At 51.2% G+C, this 25,660-nt stretch carries 25 protein-coding genes and 4 tRNA genes; 22 read left to right on the forward strand and 7 right to left on the reverse strand.

All coding sequences use genetic code 11. From position 1 onward, the window contains the following. Position 1 precedes the first annotated feature (1 nt). The 3 genes from HMPREF2609_RS04770 to HMPREF2609_RS04780 all read left to right on the forward strand — a co-directional run bounded on the left by HMPREF2609_RS04770 (position 2) and on the right by HMPREF2609_RS04780 (position 3,538). On the forward strand, positions 2–2,566 hold the full coding sequence (locus tag HMPREF2609_RS04770; protein ID WP_070535277.1) for a YhgE/Pip domain-containing protein: 2,565 nt from the start codon (positions 2–4) through the stop codon (positions 2,564–2,566). Between the two features lie 9 nt (positions 2,567–2,575). Then, a complete protein-coding gene (locus HMPREF2609_RS04775; RefSeq protein ID WP_070448762.1) occupies positions 2,576–3,226 on the forward strand; it encodes a TetR/AcrR family transcriptional regulator in 651 nt (216 codons plus the stop codon). Positions 3,227–3,451: 225 nt separating this feature from the next. Further along, a tRNA-Ser gene (locus HMPREF2609_RS04780) sits at positions 3,452–3,538 on the forward strand. A gap of 77 nt (positions 3,539–3,615) precedes the next feature. On the opposite strand, the gene HMPREF2609_RS04785 is transcribed toward HMPREF2609_RS04780, so the two are convergent. Beyond that, positions 3,616–4,137: a hypothetical protein gene (locus tag HMPREF2609_RS04785; RefSeq protein ID WP_246825575.1), complete on the reverse strand. Its 522-nt coding sequence runs from the start codon at positions 4,135–4,137 to the stop codon at positions 3,616–3,618. Between the two features lie 193 nt (positions 4,138–4,330). Here HMPREF2609_RS04785 and HMPREF2609_RS11250 point away from each other — a divergent pair, with 193 nt between their 5' ends. From HMPREF2609_RS11250 to HMPREF2609_RS04835, 12 genes are all read left to right on the forward strand, one after another. Further along, positions 4,331–4,471: a plantazolicin family TOMM peptide gene (locus tag HMPREF2609_RS11250; RefSeq protein ID WP_141745260.1), complete on the forward strand. Its 141-nt coding sequence runs from the start codon at positions 4,331–4,333 to the stop codon at positions 4,469–4,471. A 97-nt stretch (positions 4,472–4,568) separates the two neighbouring features. Then, a complete protein-coding gene (locus HMPREF2609_RS04790) occupies positions 4,569–5,063 on the forward strand; it encodes a hypothetical protein (RefSeq protein ID WP_070535281.1) in 495 nt (164 codons plus the stop codon). Beyond that, the gene (locus HMPREF2609_RS04795; protein WP_070535283.1) at positions 5,056–5,769 is read left to right on the forward strand and encodes a class I SAM-dependent methyltransferase; all 714 of its coding nucleotides are present in this window, start codon (positions 5,056–5,058) and stop codon (positions 5,767–5,769) included. Before HMPREF2609_RS04790 ends, HMPREF2609_RS04795 begins: the two co-directional genes overlap by 8 nt. Continuing rightward, on the forward strand, positions 5,759–6,436 hold the full coding sequence (locus HMPREF2609_RS04800) for a hypothetical protein (protein WP_070535285.1): 678 nt from the start codon (positions 5,759–5,761) through the stop codon (positions 6,434–6,436). Before HMPREF2609_RS04795 ends, HMPREF2609_RS04800 begins: the two co-directional genes overlap by 11 nt. A 10-nt stretch (positions 6,437–6,446) precedes the next feature. Further along, on the forward strand, positions 6,447–7,430 hold the full coding sequence (locus tag HMPREF2609_RS04805; RefSeq protein WP_070535287.1) for a hypothetical protein: 984 nt from the start codon (positions 6,447–6,449) through the stop codon (positions 7,428–7,430). After that, positions 7,427–8,827 (forward strand): YcaO-like family protein, encoded by a 1,401-nt coding sequence (locus HMPREF2609_RS04810; protein WP_070535289.1) that lies wholly within the window; start codon positions 7,427–7,429, stop codon positions 8,825–8,827. Before HMPREF2609_RS04805 ends, HMPREF2609_RS04810 begins: the two co-directional genes overlap by 4 nt. Before the next feature lie 10 nt (positions 8,828–8,837). After that, positions 8,838–9,671 carry a SagB/ThcOx family dehydrogenase gene (locus tag HMPREF2609_RS04815; protein WP_070535291.1) on the forward strand — a complete coding sequence of 278 codons (834 nt, stop codon included), beginning with the start codon at positions 8,838–8,840 and terminating at the stop codon, positions 9,669–9,671. Between the two features lie 26 nt (positions 9,672–9,697). Further along, entirely contained in the window at positions 9,698–10,180 is a 483-nt protein-coding gene (locus tag HMPREF2609_RS10590) for a CPBP family intramembrane glutamic endopeptidase (RefSeq protein ID WP_168162152.1), read from the forward strand. A gap of 64 nt (positions 10,181–10,244) precedes the next feature. Then, entirely contained in the window at positions 10,245–11,966 is a 1,722-nt protein-coding gene (locus HMPREF2609_RS04820; protein ID WP_070535293.1) for an ABC transporter ATP-binding protein, read from the forward strand. 1,286 nt (positions 11,967–13,252) lie between these two features. After that, complete coding sequence (upp, locus tag HMPREF2609_RS04825) at positions 13,253–13,891, forward strand: uracil phosphoribosyltransferase (RefSeq protein ID WP_070449326.1); 639 nt, start codon at positions 13,253–13,255, stop codon at positions 13,889–13,891. Between the two features lie 544 nt (positions 13,892–14,435). Continuing rightward, positions 14,436–15,203: a winged helix-turn-helix domain-containing protein gene (locus HMPREF2609_RS04830; RefSeq protein WP_004005657.1), complete on the forward strand. Its 768-nt coding sequence runs from the start codon at positions 14,436–14,438 to the stop codon at positions 15,201–15,203. Between the two features lie 122 nt (positions 15,204–15,325). Next, the gene (locus tag HMPREF2609_RS04835) at positions 15,326–15,847 is read left to right on the forward strand and encodes a SixA phosphatase family protein (protein ID WP_004005656.1); all 522 of its coding nucleotides are present in this window, start codon (positions 15,326–15,328) and stop codon (positions 15,845–15,847) included. 188 nt (positions 15,848–16,035) lie between these two features. On the opposite strand, the gene HMPREF2609_RS04840 is transcribed toward HMPREF2609_RS04835, so the two are convergent. Then, positions 16,036–16,127 (reverse strand) — tRNA-Ser (locus tag HMPREF2609_RS04840). 228 nt (positions 16,128–16,355) lie between these two features. On the opposite strand from HMPREF2609_RS04840, the gene HMPREF2609_RS04845 reads away from it, so the two are divergent. Together HMPREF2609_RS04845 and HMPREF2609_RS04850 are read left to right on the forward strand one after the other, a co-directional pair. Then, positions 16,356–16,922: a cell division protein FtsK gene (locus HMPREF2609_RS04845; RefSeq protein WP_070535295.1), complete on the forward strand. Its 567-nt coding sequence runs from the start codon at positions 16,356–16,358 to the stop codon at positions 16,920–16,922. Positions 16,923–17,153: 231 nt separating this feature from the next. Next, entirely contained in the window at positions 17,154–17,486 is a 333-nt protein-coding gene (locus HMPREF2609_RS04850; protein WP_048751817.1) for a DUF4190 domain-containing protein, read from the forward strand. Between the two features lie 69 nt (positions 17,487–17,555). Here HMPREF2609_RS04850 and HMPREF2609_RS04855 read toward each other — a convergent pair. Next, positions 17,556–17,643, reverse strand: a tRNA-Ser gene (locus HMPREF2609_RS04855). Positions 17,644–17,792: 149 nt separating this feature from the next. On the opposite strand from HMPREF2609_RS04855, the gene HMPREF2609_RS04860 reads away from it, so the two are divergent. From HMPREF2609_RS04860 to HMPREF2609_RS04870, 3 genes are all read left to right on the forward strand, one after another. Then, on the forward strand, positions 17,793–18,803 hold the full coding sequence (locus HMPREF2609_RS04860; protein ID WP_070535559.1) for an NAD(P)H-quinone oxidoreductase: 1,011 nt from the start codon (positions 17,793–17,795) through the stop codon (positions 18,801–18,803). Between the two features lie 164 nt (positions 18,804–18,967). Then, positions 18,968–19,486, forward strand: a complete 519-nt coding sequence (locus HMPREF2609_RS04865) for a hypothetical protein (RefSeq protein ID WP_004005649.1) — start codon at positions 18,968–18,970, stop codon at positions 19,484–19,486. A 268-nt stretch (positions 19,487–19,754) separates the two neighbouring features. Beyond that, a complete protein-coding gene (locus HMPREF2609_RS04870) occupies positions 19,755–20,630 on the forward strand; it encodes an HpcH/HpaI aldolase/citrate lyase family protein (RefSeq protein WP_004005648.1) in 876 nt (291 codons plus the stop codon). Between the two features lie 94 nt (positions 20,631–20,724). On the opposite strand, the gene HMPREF2609_RS04875 is transcribed toward HMPREF2609_RS04870, so the two are convergent. Both HMPREF2609_RS04875 and HMPREF2609_RS04880 read right to left on the reverse strand, forming a co-directional pair. Then, on the reverse strand, positions 20,725–20,919 hold the full coding sequence (locus HMPREF2609_RS04875; protein ID WP_013397915.1) for a hypothetical protein: 195 nt from the start codon (positions 20,917–20,919) through the stop codon (positions 20,725–20,727). Positions 20,920–21,053: 134 nt separating this feature from the next. Then, positions 21,054–21,125: transfer RNA gene (locus HMPREF2609_RS04880), tRNA-Thr, on the reverse strand. A gap of 159 nt (positions 21,126–21,284) precedes the next feature. On the opposite strand from HMPREF2609_RS04880, the gene HMPREF2609_RS04885 reads away from it, so the two are divergent. Together HMPREF2609_RS04885 and HMPREF2609_RS04890 are read left to right on the forward strand one after the other, a co-directional pair. Then, positions 21,285–22,100 (forward strand): DsbA family protein, encoded by an 816-nt coding sequence (locus HMPREF2609_RS04885; protein ID WP_070535297.1) that lies wholly within the window; start codon positions 21,285–21,287, stop codon positions 22,098–22,100. A gap of 9 nt (positions 22,101–22,109) precedes the next feature. Further along, entirely contained in the window at positions 22,110–22,955 is an 846-nt protein-coding gene (locus HMPREF2609_RS04890) for a spermidine synthase (protein ID WP_070535299.1), read from the forward strand. A 60-nt stretch (positions 22,956–23,015) separates the two neighbouring features. On the opposite strand, the gene HMPREF2609_RS04895 is transcribed toward HMPREF2609_RS04890, so the two are convergent. Beyond that, positions 23,016–24,053, reverse strand: coding sequence for an EamA family transporter (locus HMPREF2609_RS04895; RefSeq protein ID WP_070535301.1), 1,038 nt, complete (start codon positions 24,051–24,053; stop codon positions 23,016–23,018). Positions 24,054–24,163: 110 nt separating this feature from the next. Next, positions 24,164–25,234, reverse strand: a complete 1,071-nt coding sequence (locus tag HMPREF2609_RS04900; protein ID WP_070535303.1) for an EamA family transporter — start codon at positions 25,232–25,234, stop codon at positions 24,164–24,166. Between the last annotated feature and the right edge of the window lie 426 nt (positions 25,235–25,660).

Below are 25,660 nucleotides of genomic sequence, written 5' to 3' on the forward strand. Positions count from 1 at the left end.
TGTGAGTGTAGTTCGTGTTGCGCTCGTCGAACTTAAGCGTCTAACCTCCGGAGTGCTTCCGGTACTGGTGCTTCTTGCTATGTCGTGTATCCCGCTGCTGTACGGTTCACTGTACCTGTACGGCAACTGGGATGCCTACGGGAATGTGAACGGTATTGTGGGCGCACTCGTGGTGGAAGACGAGGGCGCGAAAGATGCCTCTGGTAACGATCTGAACACTGGTGCGGATGTCAAAAAGAGCCTGCTGGATGCGGGAACCTTCGACTGGAAGAGCGTAGAGACCCGTGATAAAGCTGTCCAAGGCGTCAGCGACGGGACCTATGATTTTGCGCTCGTGATTCCGAAAGACTTCTCGGCCAGGCTCGTGAGTACCGGCTCGTTCAAACCTGATGAGAAAGGCAACACCGGTCCCATTAACCCGCAGGCCGCCGGACTGGAAATTATCACGAACGACGCCAATAACTATGTGCTCACCAACATCGTGACGAAGGCGGGAACAGCCGTGCGGGATTCCGTGGCCTCCAAGGTGGGGGATAAGACGGCGAACACTCTGCTGGCAAGCTTCACGACCATTCACGGCAAAATGAATGAGGCAGCCGACGGCGCCGACAAAATCAACGCGAACACCGTCAAACTTTCCGATGCGATGACCCAACTCGCTGACGGAACCGGAACCCTCAACGATGGTGCCGTCAAGCTCGCGGACGGGTCTGAGCAGCTGGTGGATGGTTCCAGTAGGCTCATCGAAGGGCAAAATAAGCTCGCCGACGGTTCGTCCCAGTTGGCTGACGGCGCAGGCACCCTCAACCAGGGTGCCGGAAAAGTCAATGACGGTGCCATCAAGCTCGCTGACGGATCATCAACCCTGGCCAACGGTGCCTCTGACACGCATAACGGCGCTTCCCAGCTGGCGGATGGCTCCGCAGCCCTCGCAAACGGCACCGGCAGCCTTAAGAAAGGCGCGAACGACCTCGCCCAAGGTGCCCAGCAGGTCGCCGACGGAACGCATTCGCTCAAGAATGCACTGGATCAGGACGGGGTGCGTCAACTTCCCGGAACGCTCACCGCCATGTGCCAAAACCTGAACTCAATCGACACCTCCGCCCCAAGCGGGGATTTTGGCACAGATCTGTCAAATACGGTGGTGTCTAAGGTTGCCGAAGATACCCGGCAGAAACTAGCGCCTCTCGTCGAATCCGGCTCCATCAGCCAGGAAACCGCCGACGCGATCGTCGCCAACATCAATTCCGAACAGACGAAATCGGCTGTAGCATCCGCGAACGATCAGGCACTCAAAAACCATCTGGCGCAGCACGGACAAGCCGGTTCAGATGTGTTGGCGAAGCTGCAAACCCTCAAAAATGACAACTGTGTGGCCACCGGGGAATCCGCTGCAGCGCAAAAACTCAGTACCCTGATTGATGGGGTGGATAAGCTCGACTCCGGCGCCACGGCGGTAGCGCAGGGTGCCGGAACACTGCGCGACGGCATCACCAAACTCGATTCCGGGGCAACCACCCTAGCAGACGGTTCAGCTAAACTCGCTGACGGCACCGGGAAAGTTGCCGATGGTGCCTCCACCCTCAATAACGGAGCAGCCCAACTGGCCGAGGGCACCGGCGAACTCAAAAACGGTACCGGAAACCTGCACAACGGCGCACAGCAGCTTGCCAATGGCGAAAAAGAAGCCGTAGACGGCCAAAATAAACTGCACGACGGCGCAACCACACTGCAGGACGGGTCGTCCCAGCTTGCCGATGGCACCGGAAAACTCAACAGCAGCACCGGCCAAATCGCCGACGGCACGGGACAGCTCAAAGACGGAACCGGGCAGCTCTCCACCGGACTGCAAAACGGCACCCGCCAAATCCCCAACCTGAACGAAGAACAGCAAAAAGACGTAGCCTCCGTCATGTCCTCACCCGTGGACCTCGAACACAGTTCCCTAGCCAACGGACGTAATTACGGCGAGGGTATGGGACCGTTCTTCATGTGCCTAGCCCTGTGGATCGGCGGCCTGATGCTCGTGCAAACCCTGCGCCCGCTCAACAACCGTGCACTGGCCTCAAAGGCACCGACAGCGCGCATCATCCTAGGAAGCTGGCTGCCGTTCGGACTGATCGGTATCGCCCAGGCAGTACTCATGTTCGCGGCAGTGAAATTCGGGCTCGGATTCCAGATGGCGCATCCGTGGCTTGCCTTCTTCTTCCTCTGCTTTGTCGCAACGATCTTCACCCTGTTCATTCACGGCGTGGTGGTGTTCTTCGGCTCGCCCGGCAAGCTCATAGCCCTAATTATCATGATCCTGCAGCTCATCACGGCGGGCGGCACCATGCCCTACGAAACTCTGCCGCACGCCATGAGATGGATGCACGACTTCTTCCCCATGGGCTACGCCGTCACCGGTATGCGCAGGCTCAGCTACGGCATCAACGAATCCAGCCTGATGCCGATCATGATGTACCTGCTGCTGTGGGGTGCCGTCGGTCTGGTGCTGGGGTACCTGGGAACCCGCCGTGACCGCATCTGGTCCCTGAAAAAACTAATCCCCGAAATCACGGTGTAGGGCCTTAGCATGGAGAGAACAGCAACCGCCACGAAGGGAACCATCCCCATGCCCGATACGCCGAACCCCGCACGCCGACCGGGCCGCACCGGCAAAACCCAACGCAAACTCTTCACCGCCACGATGGAGATCATGGAGCATCGGGGAAGCGCCCACGTGAGCATTGAAGAGGTCGCCCAGCGCGCCGGGGTCTCCAAAGGCACCGTGTACTACAACTTCGGGTCGAAGAAAACCATGATCGACCGGCTTCTGCAATACGGCACGCACCTGCTCGTGGAGAGCATGAGCGAAGCTTCCATCGCTCAGAGCGACCCGCGCGAAGGGCTGCGCAAAAGCATCTCCACGGCGCTCACCTATCTGCACGAACACCGAGGATTCACCAGGCTCTGGGTGAGCGAAGTGTGGAAGGGGCTGGACGCCTGGACCGACTCAATGGTGGACAACCGCCAAGAAATCCTGGATTTCATAGAGTCGCAGGTACGCGCCCTGCGCAGCCGCTACACGATCGATACCGCCCAGGATACACGTGCGTTGGCGCTTTCTATTTTTGGTGCTACTTTTATGCTGGCGATGGACCGGGAGATACACGGGGTGCAGCGTAGCATCGAGGACTCCACCCGTGCGGTCATGCTGGTATTTGACGGCTATATTCGGCACTGACGGATGCGGCTTTCAGGCGATATTGGGGTGCACAGCCGCTATGGGTTCGCTCTTGACTGAAGGCTAACCCCCTGGGTGAGGAACTAAGATCCTCAGGCAGAATAAGCGGTACGATGCGCTTGTCGCTAAGGATTTGAGGGGCGTCCCCAACACCTTGGATGGAACCGAGCGAGGGGGTGGAGTTTTTGCCCCCTTGGGGCGGATGCGGTAGAATCATATCCTATTGGTGGTGTGTCCGAGCGGCCGAAGGTGCATCACTCGAAATGATGTTTGGTGTAACAGCCAACGAGGGTTCAAATCCCTCCACCACCGCATAGCTAAACCCGCTGGGTCTTAGAACTCTAAGACCCGACGGGTTTTCTGCATGTCACGCTTATGGAACCATAGGCTTAGGTGAGGACGAAGTTTGTGGCCCAGGTGAAATCCCCCGACACGCTCTGCCTACTACGGAACTCGGGCCCGAAACCAGGACCACCAGCAGGCCTATACTCTAGCCCCACCCCGTCTAGGGCTAACCCCGAAACAGTGGGCACCTCCAACAGACGCTGCACCCACAACTTTTCCCGAATATACTGCACAAGTATTTCAGCATCCTGAGTATTGTTCGGATCAGCCCAATACCCATAATCCAACCGAAACGCCACCTGAGAACCCACATACCGGCACGGTTCTATATGCGGTTTAAACCGATACACCACCCCTGCGGTATCGGTGAGCTCAAAGAGCCCGTTCTCATCCCCTAATAGGGTGAAATAGCTAGAGTCAATCTGCCAGTAGTGCAGCACCTGCTTACGTCCCCGGTTATTGACCCTCATGAGTTTCTCGGGCAGGATTTCCCGGTACGAGACCCTGCACACCCACAAACCCCACACCACAGAAGGCATAAACAGGATAACAAGAAGGTGCTCCAACCACTAAGCTTCAAAACAAGAATTAATTTACAAATAAACAATTCTTTACACACTACTCAATGTAATGCTAAGGTGTAATTATCGATATATAATATCGATAGATTTGAAGGTTCAGGTTAAGCCTTTTAGTACTTGGTTTTTCTTGGATCATCAATTATTCCTGTAATCAAATAATTCTTTTAAGGAGAATATTATGTCTGACCTATTAGCTGCATTGCCCAAGCACTTCGATACTACAGTCGAAAATGTTCAAACTGCGGGAAAGGCATTCGAACCAACCGCTGCACGTTGCACTTGTAGCACTGTTCCTTGTTGCTGCTGCTGGAGCAATTAACCATTTCGCAAGTTAAATGTAAAGGTCTGTCAAGAAGATAAAGACCTGCATAATAGAATGTGTGGGTCTTTATCTTCGTCTATCTAAAGGAAAGAGTATGCTGATAGCAACTATCGTCACTGAGGTGATGTTTTGGGTATGTCTAGTATTAGGAAGCATATTCCGTTACACCCTGAAAATGCCTAAACTTGGAATCACACTTTTAGCGGCAACTCCCCTGATTGATATGATGTTGCTAGCGTTTTCTTTCATCACGCTACGACAGACCAGTACTGCGGAATTTATGCACGGGTTCGCGGCCTTCTATATTGCGTTCTCCATTGTTTTTGGCCGTAGCATTATTCAAACTTTCGATAGAAAATTTTCTGGTGCCACCCCAGCGGTACTTGCGGCAAACAGTGCACAACAGCTGAAGAAGTGCGTGGTGGCGTGCTTAATCGCGGTGGTTCTGCTTGTTGCTGAGATTTTGGTGACTGGGATTAGGGGCAGCTTCTGGCTCGTGTACTGGGTCATCGCCGTCATCTTCACGCCGCTGATGTGGTGGGGCGTCGAGAAATGGTATGCACATGTAAGAGAGAAAAATTATGAATAAAGCCCAAAGGGTAACCTCAGCTAGCGATTGGTATGTTAATGAATCGCTGCGGCACATTGCTCGCGGTCATGATAAACCCTATGACTTACGCTATTCAAAAATGGTAGCATGTGAAGTTTCTCGAATGAAACCGTTTCGACTTATAGACATTGGTTGTGGGTATGGAGAATTGTTTAAAGCTCTGTACTATCGTGATATCCCGGTTACATATATAGGCTTTGATCCAGATAAAAAATGCATAGAATCTTTACAAGAGTTACACTCAAAACAGTGTAAAGCCCATCTTGGGGATTCGGAATCTGCTATCGATTATGTGCAAAACACACATGTTGATGTAGTAACATCTGTGCTGAGTCTTGGGCTTTGGAACGATCCAGTTGGAGATCTTATTAAGGTAGCGCATGCACTTCCACCAGGCGGACAGATCATTGCTGTAGACCTTTTAAAGTTGTGTGAAATTCCTTATCCACTTAATGCAGCCCCCTTGAGTCGGTATAAGATTGATCAATACAACTCGTCTTTGGCTGAGTCTGATATTAACATTTTGTGTGAAGATTTGTCTGCAACTTGTGAATCAGAAATTAAATGGTTTGTCGATATAGGGTTGGAACCGCAGGAAATTGATTATAATTCTATTCAAAACCAAAAGCCGTTCACTACTCTTTTTTTTATTAGAATAACTCGAAAGGAACTAAATGTCGGCTAATTACCTTGGAACACGACCCTTTGTCAATAGGCTTATCGCAGGTTTTCCCGAATTTCAAACCACTAGACAGATCATTGATCTATTTACTATGAATTGGGAGGAGGTCGGACAAAAGATTGAGTCGACTACCTGGGAAGGTATTGATGAACTTGTCGTATTACGTCCGTTTATCTCCTATGAACAATGCAATCAAGCATATGCACAGTGGATTAATCATGTAGAATCCTGTCTACCGCCACAGCATAAAACAATATACATGGGAACCTTACCAGAAGATTGGACTGCATATATTGCTAATGCACAAAGATTTGGCTACTTTTTAGTTATGGAGCCTCATGAAAAATTTCGAGCAACAACAACAAGATCTCTCTGCAATGGGTTATCTCAAATAAACATCGGTGAGGTAAGTGATGTATATCTTGATTTTGAACTTGATCCTAAAGAACTTAAAGATATAGCAGGATCGGTTTTTGAGTACATTGAACTTCCACCAACAGAGTATGTCGAGACGCTAATAAAATTTGCTGAAAAAGATTCAGTCGAACGACTCGCTAGCTTTCAAAGTCTTTTCAGCGGGCCTGTCAGTAACAAATTTTTTTGCCAAAATACAGTACAAGAAATAGACGAATGGGTTGGAAACCTAAAAGGTCTAATGAAAAGGAAGTAAGGACAAGGACATGAAATATTGCCTTAATACTGCCCACACGATTCAATATAATAAAGACAATATTTGGATCAACGGCGAGCGGTCCCTCAAGAAAATTAAAGATCATACACTCCTGGATTTTATTCTTCAGATGTGTGCAGATGGTGGTATTATTGATTCGGAGATAGTAGAAGACTTTGAACAACGGGCATCTTTGGAAAGAGCACTGGTTCTTCTAGAAGATGCAGGTATTTTAGTGCAAGTAGATAAAGCTGAGCCTTGGCCAAATATTGTTCTTAACCTATATAACTATTCTGAGGGTACGTGTGAAATTTCTGAAATAAAATCTGCCCTTGATTCTGCAACAATTATTATTTTTGCACCAAATGAGAAAGATTTTGCATATCAACTTAAAAATGATATAGAGCATGAAATAACTGGTACAGGAATGAATGTGCATGTTTGTAATGAGTTAGAGAGTATTGGTGCACTCAGTGAAAAATCTTTAATTCTTGTCGTTGGTTCAGCAGATGGTGATCAGCTATTTGATCATGTAAATGAAACTGCCCTAAAAGAGAAGTGGCGAGTATGGCTACCTATTTCCCCACCGATGGGTACATCTTCGCAGATTGGTCCATGGATTTATCCCCATTCGAGCGCATGTTACCGTTGCTATCGTCTACGTAAAACTAGTGTGAGCTGGAGCGATAACTATGTTGCCCCAGATTTGGATACTATTGCTAGGCCAGTAACTCGTTCATTGTATGCTGACGATTCGCTTGCAACGACTATCCTATCTGCTCAAATAGCACGTTCTTCTATTATGCATGTAGGACTTAATGGATACATCGGTCAGGCACCACATGGTTATACTACCCATTTTTCTAATTCTATGGATGGATTCGTTGCCGAGAATCATTACATATTGCGAGTACCGCGATGTGAAGAATGTTCTCCAACTGCACACACTGGATATCCACAGATTTGGTTTCATGGAGAAATGGGGCAAAAATGAATACACAACGTTCAAAACTGACATATACAGAATTCTTGGATTATTTAAAAGAATGGGATAAGCCTGTTAACCTCACGAAACTAGGTTTAGAGTTTTCACGAAAGGTTACATCTTCGCGATATGGTGTCGTAGTACGTGCTGTAGACCGTACTCACGATTGGGATGATGCTTATACTTTCTCTATCGGGTCAACTGCTGCAGAATCTAAATTTACCCTTGGTACCACGACCAACAAATATAATGGTGGTGGCTGGATTGATGAGACCCAAACTTATCTTGCAGCCGTCGGTGAGACTATTGAACGTTATTGTGGCGCTTATCCTCACTTTGATTTGCAACGACAAGCTTCATACCGTGAGCTTATTAATGATGGATTTCAAGCAATAGATCCGAATGATATTAGTCTTTTTGACCCAACACAGTTTGAGGATTCTCGATTTGAATTTCGAGAATTCAATGAAGATAGTGTGATCCACTGGGTCCGTGGATTTGACCTAACTAATAGTACTGAAATCTATTATCCAGCTGCGTTATTATTGCTGACTAATTTTGCCGAAGTTGAAGGAAAACCAATTGGATATAGCACAAGTAGTGGTTTGGCATCACATTCCACTCCTCTCGACGCTATTATCTCTGGGCTTTATGAGCAAGCTGAACGAGATGCATTTTGTATAGCATGGTATGGTGGACTAACTTTTCCACGCATCGATCCATACAGCGATAAAGAGCTACGATATTTTTGGAAAGATTTTATCGAACCTTCTGGAATTGATGTCGAGCTGATTGATGTCTCAAAGGTGAATGAGATTCCAACGGTTGTTGCAGTATCAGTAAACCGGACGACCGATGTGGCTCCAATAGCATTTGGAGCATCATCTGCTGCATCATTACTCGACGCGTGCAAATCGGCTTCAGTAGAAAGCTTACAAACTCGCAATTGGGTAAAAGCCAATCAGCGAGATGGAATCAGCAATATTAATCTAACGGATGATCTCTATGAAACCATCAAAGATTTCGAAGACCACATCATGTTTTATATTCCGCGAGAAGCCGCAGACAAAGCTAGGTTCTTCTACGAAGGAGAGCTACAGCCCTTGAATAATGCACATGACTTAAAAAAATCTAACTCGAAAATTATTCAACTTAAGGAACTGATTGAGAAAGCTCGACAGCAAAATGGTAGAGTCCTCACTTTTGACCTGACGACTCCTGATATTAGCCAAGTCGGAGGACATGTATTCAAAACTATTATCCACGGTTTTCAGCAGCTCGATTGTGGCTATGGACGACGCTTCCTTGGAGGGTCGAGGCTTCGGAATCGACCTGTCGAGATGGGATTCAAGAATACCGAACTTACTATAACCGATTTTAATCAATGGCCGCATCCATTTCCGTAAGGTACACATTATGAATGATAAAAACTTTTTACAAAAGCATGGGTCCAATATTCGTGAGCTCATACATGGGGGACCGGTTCCAGGAATTAATGATCCTGCCGAAAATTATCTTCAAGCTTCTAAGTTAACTCGTGAAGGGCTAGCATGGGAGACTCCAATGATTCCAACTCTGATGGAATCGGAAGACCTGCAGAGAACAACCATGCGTTCTGCTCGCCGGTACGACTCTAGAGTATTCACTTCATTCAAAGAGGTCACAGAGATATCTAAGGCACTCAAGCGTGCTCTTTCGCAACGACGATCCACACAGCAGTTTAAAGAAAAATCACTGAAGCTCTCAGTGCTTGCATCAGTATTGGAAAATTCCTATGGTGCCTACGATGTGCATGGCGGGCAAACTCGTCGAAACACGCCATCAGGTGGTGCCCTTTATCCACTGGATATTTTCATAGTAACACGTGATGTTACAGGTCTTACTTCAGAGAACCTCTATTTCTTTGACCCATTTCGGCATGGCCTAACTGATATGGCTCAAGGTATTGACTTGGACAGTTTTCGTGATGCTTTACTATTGCCTGATGCAATTAAAGAAGCATCAGCATTTATCATTATTAGCGCAAGTATATGGCGGTGTAGATTTAAATATGCTCAGCGAGCTTATCGGTTTTGTTGCATTGAATCTGGGCATTTAGCCCAAAACTTGCTAACCGTTGCTACTGATTTGGGGCTGGGAACGCGTATATTCGGTGGGTTCATTGATAACGAAATTGTTAGTTTTCTCCCTGATATAAATGGTATTGACGATGTTCCGATGTACATTATTGCACTGGGAGAACGTGCGTAACTATGATCCAGTGTATATTACGAGGAATGCATTGTATTTGGACGCTAAAAGCTCCTAAAAATTTATGGCGTATTAACGCGCCTGAATTTTTCTATTACGATGGTCCTACACTTGCACTTGCATTATTAGATATTCCAGATATAAAACAAAAGCATATAAGTAAATCTAATGTTAGTAGTTTTATTATGGGTGCCGCTACTGGGATTACTTTTGCTCAGGTTAGTCGTTGGGTAGCAGGGCTACCGCCGAATATAGACACTAAGCGGCTAAAAGATTTGAATCTTATCTCAGTGGCAATAGCAGAAGAGATTATTTGGCGAGGAAATATAGATGGATCTTTTGATAGAGTGACGTCAATTGCTGGGTTTGGTGTATTGCATTATCCACTCGGTCGAGAGAAAGCAGTATTACATATGTTGCTATTTGCTTTTTTGGCAACTAAAATTCGTGAAAAATATGGGTTAATGTCTTCTATTGTATTCCATGTTTTTTACAATTTTACTCGATGAAATAAATTGTATTATCGAATTGCAGTTTTGTTTTATGGTAATCAAATACTCAAAGGAATAAGGAATGAAACCTCACAAAAATATTGGAAATCGTTTGGTAGGTATTTTTAGTTATGCTTCAATAAGTAATAGTGTGATTTTTTTGGCTATTATTTCTTCTATAATTGCAACTATTGCCCCAATTATTCAGCCCTATTTACTTAATCAGCTGCTTGGAGGAGGGGATCGCCCTGCTATAAGCACTTATGGGTTTGCATTACTAGTGTTGTTGATAGTCGGTGCAATAGCTAGAGCAGTGGAACAATATACCTTCGGTATTGCTGGAGAGAATATAGCTGCTAATTTTCGTCGCCAGTTGATAAAACACCTTTTGTCTGGGCATATCATTAAAGTCGAACAATGGTCCAAAGGTGAGATTGCATCTCGTCTAGGGGCAGATATAACCCAGGTAAAAAGTGCTTTTTCCGATGGATATTTTCGATTACCTCAATCAATTATTTTGGTTATTGGATCTGCAATTTGTATGGCCTGTATTGATATAAAATTATTTACTGTAGTTTTTATTTTACTAATAATAATATTTACAGCTTTTTTATTATCTTCACGTAAACTTAATGGTTACTCTAAGAATTATCACGATGAAGTGGGTTTATTTTCTGAACGTATAGTCCAATTTATTGAAGGATTTCGCATTCTTAAAGTATCCAACTCACTAAAGCAATTTGGTAATTATCTTAGTATTTCCATTCGAGGTATTGAAGGTCGTGGTCGTGTGCTTGCTGCCTTCGATGCAGTATTGGGTTCTATTTCCAATCTCACGTTACAACTATCTTTGCTTGTGGTATTGGCATATGGTGGTTTGAGGGTTATCGGCAATACGATTACTATGGAAGGTTTGATATCTTTCATTCTTTACCTTTCAGTGGCAACAAGTGCTTTTGGTGAAGCATTTGGCTGTATCAGTTTTATTCAAAAAGGTGAAGGTGCGTTTAAGCGTGTTCAACCAATTTTCGATATTCCTTTAGAGAAAACGAATGGAGTAAAGAAAACATTGGAGAATCAATCAATTATTTTTAAAGATATTGAGTTTAGTTATGGTGCGTCAGAGAAACTTTTAAAAGATTTCACTCTTAACTTGGAGCATGGGTCGACTACTGTTATTGTTGGTCCATCAGGAGCTGGAAAATCTACTGTATTAGCCATGTTGCTACGAATCATTACTCCACAAAAGGGTGTCATCAGTATTGGAGGACAGGATATTTCGTGCATGGATTTGTATGCTTTGCGTGACCTATTTGCATATGTCGATCAAGATTCAATGGTCATACCTGGGACTGTGCGTGAAAATCTTCTTATTGGAAATCCAAAAGTTAAGGACGTAGATTTAATCAGAGCGCTCCATGATGTAGGTTTAGATACACGTTTTAAAGAAAATGGGTTGGATACGGTGCTTGGAGAGGCAGGGGCACAGCTCTCTGGTGGACAGCGCCAGCGGCTTGTTATAGCCCGTGCTATCGCTAGTAATAAACCTATACTACTCCTAGATGAGCCAACATCCGCGCTTGATGGTGAGTCAGAAGATCGAATCTTTAGTTCAGAACTGCTACAGGGAACAAAAACTAAACTTATTGTTTCACATAGGGTATCCATAGCACAGCATGCGGATAACGTCGTGGTGATGAAAAGTGGAGCCATTGAAGCTTTTGGCAAGCATGCTGAATTATTAAAAATATCTAATTATTACCGTGCAATGTGGGAGCGAGAGGATAAAATAAATCTGGATTAGCTTATTTTATAATAAAGGTATTTATTGGTAGGGAGGATTTATATCTATAGTGATTATTCATTAGGATAGATCACCCCCTATGTTCCAGTATGTAAAACCATGAATCCTTATCTAATGGTACTGTGGAATCTTACAATCAAGCCAACTAATCCATTGGGTCATAGCGGAAGAAATCGTTGCCTCCTCGCTATACCACAGGACTGAGCTAGACACTGTTCATCACCCTGAATTGAACGGTAGCCTGACCTGGAACGCACCGAACATTGAACTCCACAAGCTCACTCTGAAGCAAGCCTTTGTGGCCACACCCTGCTGTACCTGAGGAAAAGCCATGCCGAAGAACCCTCGCCGAAAACTTCAAGGTTGTATTATCACCATCATCGGAAAGGCAGCACTGATAATTCTACGCCCGGTCGTGTCCTCTAGCTCACAAGTTAAACTCTTTTTAGCGTAATCATCGTGGACGGTACCTCTTGCGCCTACCTACAATTTGCGCACCACCCCAATGCTGCGACTGTTTAGCGGTAAATGCCGCCAAAGCGGGTTCAACCACCAGGCTATTTGTCAATTCTTGATGGGATCCTGGTGCTCACGGCCTCTGTCTCTGAGGCGCACACTATGATAGTTGTGCACTGTTAGTAAAGCCTGGATGGTCGGAACGCTCTAACAGATAAAGGGTATACCGGGTTGGGGTTGATCGCACCGAGCAAAAACCACCTAGAGGGATCATTGCCGAGCTATGGTTGAGCTTGTCATTGTCCATATCAAGTTGCCGGCTGGTACTTTTCAGCGTGTTTCCTAGGGTCATCAGTTCCTACGGTCAAGTGTTCTTGGTAGTGCGCGGGTTGCTTTTATAGCTTCAAGACCACCTCAGATGAATGACTTCTGACTCAGGTTCTTTGGAGGTAGGTGGGTATTATTAAAGTGATTCTTTTGAATTTTTGGATTTTTAACTCTGGATCTACGTCTGTGACAAGGTTTGAGAAAGCAGAACGCCCTTAAAGGAGCTTGTATTTTACAGTTTATTCAATGGGTGCTGAGTAATCTTATGTCGGGCGTAAAATGTTACAAAAGATTTAGAAGCTCTCAAGATCGAACAGTGCCGCCCATATTTTCTCCTCTACTTGCTCGACCGCTCCTGGGGAAGCTCCCATAAACCCAGATAGAGTGTATATAGCAAAACCCGCCGGAACCTACACCATAAGACCCCAACAGACTTTGCTGCCTTGATTAGTGTTTATTAGCTTCTGCACCACCCACTGCGGCAGGCAGAGTAAACTGAGAGTATGCGTATTAAGATTCTTGATCACCCGCTGGTGGCGCACAAGATTAGTGTGCTCCGCGATAAAAACACTCCCTCACCCACGTTCCGCCAGCTCGTTGATGAACTCGTTACCCTGCTCGCCTATGAGGCCACCCGTGAGATTCGGGTTGAGCAGCGTCCTATCGAAACCCCGGTGGCGCGCACGATGGGAACCGTTATCGCTAACCCGAAGCCTCTGGTCGTGCCGATTCTGCGCGCCGGACTGGGCATGCTCGAAGGCATGACTCGTCTAGTGCCCACCGCCGAAGTCGGGTTTTTGGGCATGGCCCGTAACGAAGAGACCCTCGATATTGTCACGTACGCCGAGCGTCTGCCCGAAGATTTGACCGGTCGTCAGGTGTACCTGCTCGATCCTATGCTCGCTACCGGCGGCACCTTAATTGAGGCTATTAAATTCCTGCGCGAACGTGGCGCCGAATCCATCACCTGTGTCTGCCTGATTGCCGCTCCCGAAGGTATTGCGGCTCTCGAGAAGGGCGTTGAGGGTCTGCGGAATGTCGACCTGTTCCTTGCCGCTAAAGATGAGCGCCTGAACGAAAAGGCATATATAGTTCCTGGTTTGGGCGATGCAGGCGACCGCCTCTACGGGCTGGCGCAGTAGCGCATCCTCACGGGTCTGACAATTCTGCGCGGGCGGTCTTAGACGTCGGGCGCCGCAAACATGTGCTTTGGGACTTGACTCTGAGATTGCGCACGGAGCGTCGGTCCTTCAGGACCCCTTGATACTGCGGTGTGCACCCTTCATCACATGCATCTGCGAGTGCGGCGAAAAACACTAGTAGTGCACGAGTCGCTGGTACCCTTGGGAGCCTCCGCGCCAGAACGTGGAAATTGCACCCGGCTCGTATGCGGTCTGGGGCGCTGAGCGCGCGGCTTTTTGGGGTATCGGTTCCGAATCTCCATGTATAATATGAGGGAGAAACGGTGCTTGTCAGCGTCGTTTCCCGGCACTGAATCAAAGTTCACGAGGGCGTGAAGCTGCGAGCGGAACGTCGCAGATACCCCAAGTTGCTTGATTTATGAGTCAAATAATAGAAATATTGATAGCAAAGGAAACGCCGCCTTTACCGCGCGGCGTTTGAGCATTCCGCATCATGCAGAATCAAGGGACCCGTACGCAACAAATCTTGAGAGAAGGTTGAACAATGTCAGGTGCAGTACCTGGATACGTCCACATCTCCCAGCGTGGTCGTGCTGCAAAGCGTCAAGTGCCGCAGCAGAACCGCACACAAGGGTCCGCAGCTACTTTGCGCCCGATGACCTTCTCCTCCGGGGATCAGCAGGGCACCCAGAAGGCAGGAGCTCAGGAGAACGAGGCGCGCGGGTTTGTGCTGTATGTGGGGCTCAATGAAGAACTTGCCGCAGCCAACGGCACATCGCTGGTGCGTATTGTGCAGGATTTGCGAACCTATGCACACCATCTGGCACCTGAGGCCGAATCCTATGCCGCCGTTGCTTTGGCTCCCGTTCATGCGGAGGGCAGCGATCTTGAGGTTGTGCGCAATGCGCTTGGCGATCCGACTGCCGTGTTCTACCAGGCTGAGCTGCACAAGCAGGCGCGTGAAGCCGAGCAGCCCGCAACTCCTAGTTCCAATGGCGTTCTGATCGATTTGGCGCGTCGTGAGGTGTTCCTTGATGGGGAACAGCTGATGCTCACCTTCAAAGAGTTTGAGCTTCTGGCGCATCTGGTTGAGAACTCCACCCGTACCGTGGGGCGCGATGAGCTTTTGGAGTCGCTCTGGAGCGCCGGGGATGAGCATCCCCACGAACGCACTATTGATGTGCATATTCGGCGTCTGCGTTCGAAGTTGGGGCGTCTTTCGGGAACCGTGCGTACCGTGCGCGGTCAGGGGTACAGGTTCTTTGAGCATCCCGAAGTTGTGGTGTGGGCAGCCCCCGAATACTCTATCTAGTCTTTTTACGCTCGAAACCCCGCGTTTTTTCTTAAGAGCGCGGGGTTTTCGCTGCCGGTTTTGTGGCGCGCTATCATGCGGCAACCCGGCGTATCGGGGCGCCTACGTTGTACTATGAAGGTATGGTTGAGAACTCACTCCGAGACGTTAAGCGCCTGATTATCATGCGTCATGCCGAAGCCGACTGGGGTATGGATGATTTTGATCGCCCACTGACTAAACGCGGGCATCGTCAGGCTGCGGATGCGGGCTCCTGGCTCAAGCAGAAGGGCTATATTCCTGAACAGCTGATGTCTTCGGCGGCGCTGCGCACCCGGCAGACCACCACCTGGATTTCAGATGCGCTCGGTGAGCAGGCACCCACCCCGCACCTGGACGAGGGGCTGTACGAGGTTCCCGCATCCCGGGTGCTGGCGCGCATTAACGGGGTTTCTGAGAGCGTGCGCACGCTTATGGTGGTGTCGCATCTGCCTGCGGTGCAAGATGTGACCTTACAGCTTGCGAGCCCCGACTCTGACTACAATTCCCTGATGGACGCTTCCTATGGCTTTTCGCCTTCGTCCGTAGCGGTCTTTGAGGTGCCGGGGGAGTGGGCGCTTCTTGACGGTGCGGATGCGCGCCTCATCGACTTTATGAGCTTCTAAATCCTATCCGCAGTCGGCACGTTGCGCCCTCGCCCTTCTTGCTGAACCGCCGCTTTTTCGACTGGGAGGGCAAGGTTAGCCAGGCGGAAACAAAGCTGCATCATAAGACAGACTGCAAAAATCTGATGCCCTACGCTCCTAGGAGGCAGCGAACCCCCGCACCTTTTACAGTGTGGGGGTTCGTTCTTTGGCGGAGACGGGGGGATTTGAACCCCCGGTCGAGTTCAACCCCGACCCTTCATTAGCAGTGAAGTCCATTCGGCCGCTCTGGCACGTCTCCACGGTGCACAAAACGAGTGCATCCCTATAAGAATATCGGGAGTAAGCAGGCTGGTCAATTCGGAATTGCCGACCAAACTTCCCCCACGAGCGAAAAACAACGCGCTATAGTTAGAGTTATTGCCACGCCCATTCACGCAGGCTGAAAACGGTTCCCCAGATATTTCCTTACAGCAGGTAGACAGTGGGCAGGTCTAGTTGTCGCTTCTTGTCACCGAAAGGAATAGCTATGTCTGAGTATCCCGCGGGAGAGCAACCGTCTCAGTCGCAAAACCCCCATCAGGGTGAGGACGCCTACGAGAAAACTCGCCCTCTCTCTGACTCTCTGCCCGAATACACTAAGCTTTATCAGAACCAGCAGCCCGCTCCTAGACAGCAAGACTATCAACAAACTGTTCCTCAGCAGTACTATCACCAGTCCGCCCCCCAACAGTATTACCAACAGCCTGCTCCTCAACACTACTATCAGCAGCCGGTATATGTGCAGCCCGTGCCCATGATGACGGTTGTCCCCAAAACCCCGCAGCAGATTGCCGGTGAGCAGGCGGCACAAACCTCTTTAGCGCTGGGCATTGTTGGTTTGGTGCTCGCCCTCTTCTGGGTTACGAGTGTGATTCCACTGGGTTTGGGGATCTGGGGCGCGGTTAAAGGTGCTCAGGCTTCACGTGTCGGAGTTCCCGCCGGAGGCGGCCTTGCCACCAGCTGGATTGCCCTGTCGCTGGGGGCGATTGAGACTCTGTTCTTCTTTATTCCGATGGTGGCGTTTGTGATAGCCGCTATAGCCAGCACTCGGTAGCAGCTGTGGGCTTACAGATGCAGCCCCGCAGAATCCCGATGCCGGGAGGACAGCGGGGCTTTATTGTGCATGATCTGGGCGCTTTAAAGCGTATGCCGTGTTGGTGCGGGGTTGTTAACACAGCGGGCTAGAAAGTGTGTACTTATCTTTAACCCTGTACAGTAAATAAAGCCGATAATGAAATAGATCTTATGTGCAACGATAGGATCGTCTACCCCAAGAAGGATAGTAATGTCCGAAAACTACAACTTCCAGCCCCAGCAGAACACACAGGGCGGATACCCTCAGCAAGGTTACCAGCAGCCGTACCCGCCGACAATTGATCCTGAAGCAATCAAAGCAGAGAAAAACGCAAAAACCTATTCCATTACTTCCCTTGTTCTAGGTGCTGTCGGTATTGGGATTTTTACCATCGGTTTTGGGATTGTTGCCGTAGTTTCCTGTATTAGGGGTCTTATTGCTAATAAGGGAAAGAATGCTGGCTATACCGCTATGGCGCTTATCGGGGGTATCCTCGGTGTCTTTGATATTGTGCTGTGGTTCCTCTCAAGGTTGGTCTCGTAACCTGCAGATTCTACGCAGAAAACCCCGCGGTACACCTGAAAACTCAGGGGCATCGCGGGGTTTAGTGTGCGGATGGTAAGGGATTTGAACCCTTGAGACGGGGTTACCGCCTACTGGTTTTCAAGACCAGCTCCTTCGGCCGCTCGGACAACCATCCCGGTATTTTCCGCCCTTGAGCGGAAAAGGTACCCGCCGATTATCTCATGTTCTATGCTTTTCTGTAAATCTGAACATTGCGGTATGCCCCGAGAACACATGCTAATCTCGGTGCAGGAAGATACAGATAAGAAGGTTGTTGAGGCTACTATGCGCGCCATTGTCGAGAAAGAACATGGAGATCCAGAGGTTCTAACGCTCTCTGAGGTTCCGATTCCCGCCCCTGCACCCGGGCAGGTCTTGGTGCGGGTGCATGCCGCCGGGCTGAACCGGGCGGATTCCCTGCAGCGGCGCGGGCATTATCCGCCTCCTGCGGGGGCAAGCTCCGTATACGGTCTTGAGATCGCGGGTGTGGTAGAGGCTGTGGGTGAGGGCGTTGATCCCACTCTGGTGGGCGAGCGCGTTATGGCGCTTCTTGCTGGCGGCGGTTACGCCGAGTATGCGGCGGTAGATGTGCGCCATACCCTGCCCGTTCCTAAGGGTATGAGCATGGTTGAGGCGGCGTGCATCCCGGAGGTCGCCGCGACGGTGTACTCGAATCTGGTGCTTCTGTGTGGAATGAGTCTTGATCCCGTGCAGAATAACCCGGCGGAAGATGAGCAGACTTCGCTTCTGGTGCATGGCGGTACCGGGGGTGTGGGCATGCACGCTATTCAGCTGGCGCGCGCCGCCGGTGTGCGGGTTTTTGCGACGGTCGGTGATGACGAGAAGGCTCAGGTGGTGCGGGCGTTGGGGGCGCATCCGATTAATTACCGCACGGAGTCTTTTCGTCAGGTGATTCAGCGTGAGAGTGCCGGTCACGGTGTGAATTATATTCTTGATGTGGTGGGCGCAAAGTACCTGGAAGATAATCTGCGGTCTTTGGCTGATGGCGGGCATCTGGCAACGATTGCCATGCAGGGCGGCCGCCGCGCGGAACTTGATCTGGGTCTTATGCTAACAAAGCGCCTGTCGGTGCACGGTACGTCTTTGCGGTCACGGTCTGCGGATGAGAAGGCAAAAATTATGGCAGGGGTGCATGAGAACGTGTTACCGTTGCTCGAACGTGGCGTTCTTTCGGCGAATCTTGATCGTGAATTTCCGTGGTGGCAGGCGTCGCAGGCTCATGAGTATTTTGATGCGGGTCAGCATCGCGGCAAGGTTGTTTTGCGTGTGATGTAAGTCGTGTTGTGCTGGTTTGGCCGGGCTAAATGCGTGAATTTTTCGAGAGCTTAATCCCACATCAACATTTTTTGTACGACATCCTGTCACCAAAACGAGATTTAGGGTACCCTAAGTATATAGAGCTTTCTAGACGCACGACCGGCTGAGCATGAGGAGGGGCTATGGGACTCAAAGATTTCCTGCAATCACGGCGTGATGACGCGGAACTTGGGCGTGGTCTCTGGCGTCGTGCGCACGACCGGTTTATTCGCGGTATTGATCGTTTTCATCAGGTTCTTGAACGCCTTGCCGATACCGAGATGATCGAACTTATCGTGCCGGATGCGAATACTCTTGCCGATCTTATTCCGCGGGTTCGTGCCGTCGCGATGGAAGCGCAGCGTATTGCCCCCAGTGATGGCATGGATATTCCTGCCTCCCCTGAAGGCACGTTCTCGGATCTGCATCGGGCGCTCTCAAAAGCTGGTAATGCGGTAGCCCTCTGCGCTGAGGCGCTGGCGATGGCGCGGTGCTTTGGCGAGTGCAGTGTGCAGTGCCACCGCAAGATTACGGTAGAGCGCCGCGTGCAGAGTGTGGTTGAGCATGTCGAAAATGCGGAACGCCTGATCGCCCGCGCGCGTGATGAAAAAGCTGCACAGGCGCGCAACGAAAACCTGTCTCTGCAGACAACCTCGGTTTAACGTCATAAACGTGAAACTAGCGGCGATGTGCGAATAGTTGTGTAGTCGCGGGCTCCGTATAATTTCCCCGGTAATTTCGGGGGTTTAGTGTCTTTTGAGGGTTTCATGCCGCGAATTATCCAACATAAAACCATATAAATCCGCGTAAAAACCCACACGATATGAGGTAACTAGAACCTTAACTAAGGTTGAGCTTAGTATAACCATCATGGATCAGACACCTACACTAAAAGCTCGGACACCAGCACATCAGGGAAAAGACCAACCAATGCTCGAATTCCATCGCAATGAACGTGCACGCCAGCTACGCCCCAGTCTCTCTCGCTCCTGGCTTCTTGTACGCCCTAATTCAGCCGAAAAAGACTTTGAAGAAGCATTCGCCAGTGAAGCAGACTCCATTATCCTAGACCTCGAAGACGGGTGCCCCGAAGACGAAAAAGACGAAGCCCGCAGTCGAGTCGTCAAAATGCTCAACTCCGGCGTGGTCGCATGGGTGCGCATCAACGCTATCACCACCGAGCACTGGTGGAAAGACGTTAAAGCCCTCAAAAATACCAAAGGTCTGCGCGGCGTTATGCTCGCCACCGCAGAGCACGCGACCGATATCGACCGCACCGCCTCCGAACTGCCCGCCGGAACGCCCATCATCGCGCTTATCGAATCGGCTCTCGGGGTGCACAACGCCGTCGAAATCGCCAGCGCTATCGGAACCTTCCGCATCGCCTTCGGAGCAGGCGATTACCGCCGCGATACCGGTTCCAGCGACACCCCCATGGCGCTCGCCTATGTGCGCTCGCAGCTCGTGATCGCTTCAACTCTGGGTGGTATCCCCGGTCCTATCGACGGTCCATCCGTGGGAAAGTACAAGGCGGCTCTCACTGAAGCCTGCACCTACGCCACGGCCCACGGCATGACCGGCAAACTCACCCTCGATTCCGATCAGGCAGACACCATCAACCAGGCATTCTCACCGAGTGACCACGAAATCGCCGAGGCGCACAAAATGCTTGACGTGCCCATTGACGGGCCGCACGACGGCTCATATCTGCCGCGTTACCTGCGCGCCAAGAAGGTCAAAGAACTCGCCAAAGTCTACGGGCTGTGGGGAAAGACCGAAAGTGACGCCCAGCGCGCCAACGTCTAAAGTCTTGGTACAAGAACGTGAGCCGCGCATCCTGCCTCTGGTTAGGATGCGCGGCTCACGTGTTCTCTGTGCGGTACAGCTTCGCTGCGGGCGGCTAGTTGTACGGAGTCCTGCCGCCGGTAAAGGCATAGGCGCAAATATAGGAGGTCACAACCCCCAGCACGATGGGGACGGCAATAATGGTATCTTCACCGAAAATCCATCGATAAAAGAACCACAGCGCACAACACGGTATCAGCAGAAGCACGAATACCAACCCAAAACGCTGGGTCTGTTTTTTATGACGCATGATGCCCCTCTCGAAGTGCAAACAAAACGATAAAACTCTTTCCTTATTGTACGGGTTTTCAAGGGTAATCCGTAGATGGGAAACACAAAACCCGCCGTACTCTGCCCGCTGGCAGAAGACGACGGGTTACGCTGAGCCCCCTGTGGGATTCGAACCCACGACCTTTTCTTTACGAGGGAAATGCTCTACCCCTGAGCTAAGGAGGCACCCCATATACGCCCTAGATGGCGCATATACCATCGCCAATATTAGCAGAGATTACAGGGCAGGGCGAATATGACCCATAACTCGAAAGGGGTGCGTTCCCCCGCAAGATATGGGAGGATAAAACGAAGATCTATTATCTTTACGGTAAAGGAACCCTCATGACATCTATGCTTAATCGCCGTACCGCGCTTTCACTCGGGGTACCCGCTCTCGCAGTCGTATTCTCCGCATGCGCGAACGCCACCTCAAATTCCGGGTCGAGTGCATCCGCAAGCGGCAGTTCAAGCTCTAACGCCAGCTCAAGCGGCTCAGCAAACAGCGCTCCCTCGGGCGATGCTTCCGGCAGCGCTAGCGCCGGGGGAGAGGCAAGCGCATCCGGTTCGGCTTCGGCCTCGGGTGACTCCGCCAAAATGACCGCCACCAAAGTTGGTGAGCGTGACGAGGTTGGATACCACCTCAACACTCCTAAGCAGGGTGCGCCCACCGTGACCCTGTACACCGACTACCAGTGCCCCTACTGCGCCAAGGCTGAACCCACCTATGAAAAGGTTGCCAAGGACCTTGAGGGCACTATGAACGTGACCGTGCGCAATATGCCGTTGCCCGCCCATAAGAACGCCGTACCCGCTGCGCTGACCGTGCAGGCGGCAGAGCTTCAGGGTAAGCACCTAGAGATGGCGAATAAGCTCTTTGAAACTCAGGATTCCTGGAAAGATGTGAGCCAGACCGATCTGGCGGGAGTTTTCATCGGCTATGCTCAGGAACTTGGACTGGATGAGGAGAAGTTCAGGGACGATCTGGGGGATTCAAAAACCCTCGACCTGATCAAGGGCGATTTTGAGTACGCTCAAAAGATCGGTGTGGCGGGCACCCCCCAATTCGCGGTTAATGACAAGGTTCTTAAGAATGTGGATTCTTCGACCTCCGCTGAGGATATGGTTAAAGAATTCAAGAAAGCCGCAGGGCTGAGCTAATCTTTCGTGATGGATGACAGACAACGAGAGCGTGCCGCGCTGGGCGTTCACCTGAGTGTGAGCGGCCAGCGCGGTCGTATTCTTGAGGACGGATTCAGCGAGCACGGCTATGTGCTTGACATTGGCGGTGCCGAACAATCCCATGTTGATGCTGCTGATGCGACCGTCGTGTTTTACGAGTATCTGCGGCGCATCGCCAATGTGCTGGATGTACTCGCACCCCCGCGCGAACCCGTGACGGCTCTTCACCTGGGGGCCGGGGCACTCACGCTTGCCCGCTATGTGCAGGCCACGCGCCCGGGGTCTTCGCAAGTGGCCGTCGATTATGAGCCACAGCTGATGGGGTTTGTGACCGAGGTGCTGCCGTTGCCCGCAGGTACCCGGTGCGAGTTCGTGGTTGCGGATGCGCGCGCCGTACTCCCCGAGATTCCCGCGCTTTTCGGCGCTCATGCCGCATCCGACGGCGGTGTTTTTCGCGGGATCGACGCCATTATTCTTGATATTTTTACGGGCATGGATGCGCCCGCCCACCTTGCCAACGCCGACTACTACGCCGAGCTGCGTGAGCTTCTGAGCGCTCGCGGGGCACTCGCCGTGAACGTGGGCGATGATGCCGGGCTGCCCTTCTTCCAGGGTCAGGCGCACGCCCTATTGGATACGTTCGAGCATGTGTGGTGCCTGTGCGATTCTTCCATGCTGAGCGGTGAGCACGAGGGGAACCTGGTGCTGATCGCAACCGCACGCGAGCTCGACGAGGACACCGCCGATGCGCTGTTCGCGCGGGGACCGCATCCGGCGGAGGTGCTGGGTACCGAAGAACTGCGGGATTTTCTGGGGTACCTGGCCGAGCAATAGCTGCCCACGCTGCCCGTTGCAGAACCGACCCGGCACGCAGGCAGCGTAGTATCCCGCAGTCTACTCCGGCAACGGCAGGGGAGAGGTATGCTCGGGAGGTTCGTTCCTCCGGTAAGAATCCGAAGTTTCGTCCGCATGTGCAGAGTCCCCAGTCGTCTGGGTAATTCCGATACTTGCCGTGATCAGCAGGATAATCGCAACCCAGCGCATCAGGCCGGTTTCCTGACCCAACAGCGCCCACCCCGCGAGCGCCGCAATCGCCGGTTCCAGGCTGAGAAGCACACTGAAGACCTGTTCGGGAAGGTGCCGCAGGGCTGCCAACTCGCTGCTGTACGGCACGACTGATGCCAGCAGGGAGGTTCCGATGATGAAGAGCACCAGTTGGGTATCGTGCGTAACGCTCCAGAGCGCTACGGGGCCGGGGAAAAGCAGGGCTCCGGGGACCACGCAGATGGCTCCCACGGCCATTGCTACGGCGAGTCCGCTTGCACCGGGCACGAGCTCGCCGACTGAGGCGCTTGAGCGAATGTAGAGCGCCCAGAATGCGCCCGCAATCAGGGCGTATAGTACGCCCAGCAGGTCCGTTGCCTGCCCGTGTACCGCCTCGAAGCCGAGTACCGCCATGCCTGCCGCCGCGCAGAATACCCACACTAGGTCGCGTTTACGCCGCGTGAGGATAGAGGCCAGTACGAGCGGACCGGTAAACTCGACCGCTACTGCCAGCCCGAGCGGGATGCGAGCCAGCGCATTGTAGAAGAAGCCGTTCATGAACCCGAGCGTGACACCGAAAATGAGCATGGCACGCCATTGGCGGGAAGACCAGCCTAAGAATCCGTCGGATGTTTTTGCGGGTACTGCCATATATGCGGCTTGTGCACCTGCCCGATGCGCCCGCCAGCGCCCGGCAATCCAGACCGCCGCACCCACCGTGATCGCGGCGAGAAGCAGGCGCAGAACTGTGACGAGCCACGGACCAAAAAGCGGAAAAAGGTGCACCGCGAAAGCCGCACCGAATTGCAGAGAAAGGCACGAGATGACCACAAAAATGATGCCGACGGTGGGGCGCTTGCGGTGACTATGATGGCTGAGGCTGGTCAAGAAACCTCCTAGATCACAACGACAACAGGCGGCGGTACCACGTGAGAATAATGGTAACGTAGCCTGCGTACTGTTGTAACCTAGGGAATACCCCAAATGTGAAGGATATTCTACGTTTGGGAGGAGCCTTCTGGCCGGGTTTCCTTAGCCTGCCGGTCGAGCTTGATCTGCTCGGTGGTGGGCAGGGTAATCACCCCGGTCTTCTGCACAAGGTCGGCACCGATGCTGTCAACCGCGCCAGGCAGGAAATGCGTAATTGTCTCCGCTGTACCTTCCTCAAGGGCTCGGCGTTCCACCCGAGCGTGCGATATCGTGATCCCAATACTCGCCGTAATCAGCAGCGCAATTGCAATCCAACGCACCGCATCGGTGGGTTCTTGCAGAATAATAACGCCCACCAGCGCCGCCGCGGCAGGTTCCAGCGAAAGCACCACGCTGTATACATTCGAGGGGAGCATGCGAAGCGCCGAAATCTCGCCCAGTGCGGGAAGCGCAGAGGCCAGAAGTCCCATCGCAAAACCAAGCGCCAGTAAGGCGGGGTCGGTGACTACTTTCCCTAAATGATTGCCCGTGATGAAGAAAGGGAACGGGATAACCAAGAGCGTGGAGACAAGATTGCCCATCACCATACCGCCCATCCCCGGAATTGTGGCGCCCACACGCTCTGTTGCCAGAATATAGGCGGCACGAGAAACGGCGGTGAGAATAGCGAAAAATATACCTATCAGTGCAAAATCTTCGGGCTTTGACTGCGACTCTGCCGTCAAAATAGCCATACCGGTAAAGGAAAGAAGAATCCAGATCAGGTCGAGTTTTCTTCGCGAAAGAACCGTTGCCAACACGAGCGGACCCATAAACTCGATAGCCACCGCGATCGCCAGCGGAACCTGCTGAATTGCCACATAGAAGAAGGCGTTTGCACCGAAAAGGGCAACCCCCAAGACGATCACGGCAAGCCACTGCGGGCGCGTCCATTGACGAACTTGTGGGCGGAAAAAGAGATACAGCAGAAGCGACGAGGTGATCATGCGCAGAGCCACCACACCCCACGCGCCCAGATCGCCCATCATTGTCTTAGCGAGCGCAGAACCGAACTGTGCCGAAATAATGGCGCCGATAGCATACGCCATACCGAGGCCCTGAGTCGCCAGTGGCGAGCGCGCCGAAGCAGGAGCAGACATATAGGTTCCTTACTGTGTGAAGGCCGGTGTTAGTGCCATTGCTGAACACCGCAGAAGACGCGTCGGAGCGCCTGAATGAACGAGTGTGTTGTGTAACCTAGCTCAATTCTAAGCCCTCGGGGCGAAAAGCCGAACTAAAACGTCATACCGTGAAATTTACTCCCTCATAAAACCTGCCGAAGGTAAACGGCGGAAAGAGCTATGCCGCTTTGAGATACCAGGTCTGGACTTGGGGCGTATATACCGTACCGATGGGTTAGCGGGCAAGATTTATGTCATGTGTAGTGTGCACAGGTAGAGCTGGGGAAGGTAGTTCTTGACGCACCAAAATTCCAGGCCAGGAGCGTATCATGAACGCGGCGGAATACTCGCTGGGCGGAATAAGCACCGTTTCTGCAGGATGCGGTACCTACTTTGAGTCAAAAC

The sequence above is a fragment of the Rothia sp. HMSC058E10 genome (assembly GCF_001809415.1).
GTDB lineage: Bacteria > Actinomycetota > Actinomycetes > Actinomycetales > Micrococcaceae > Rothia > Rothia dentocariosa.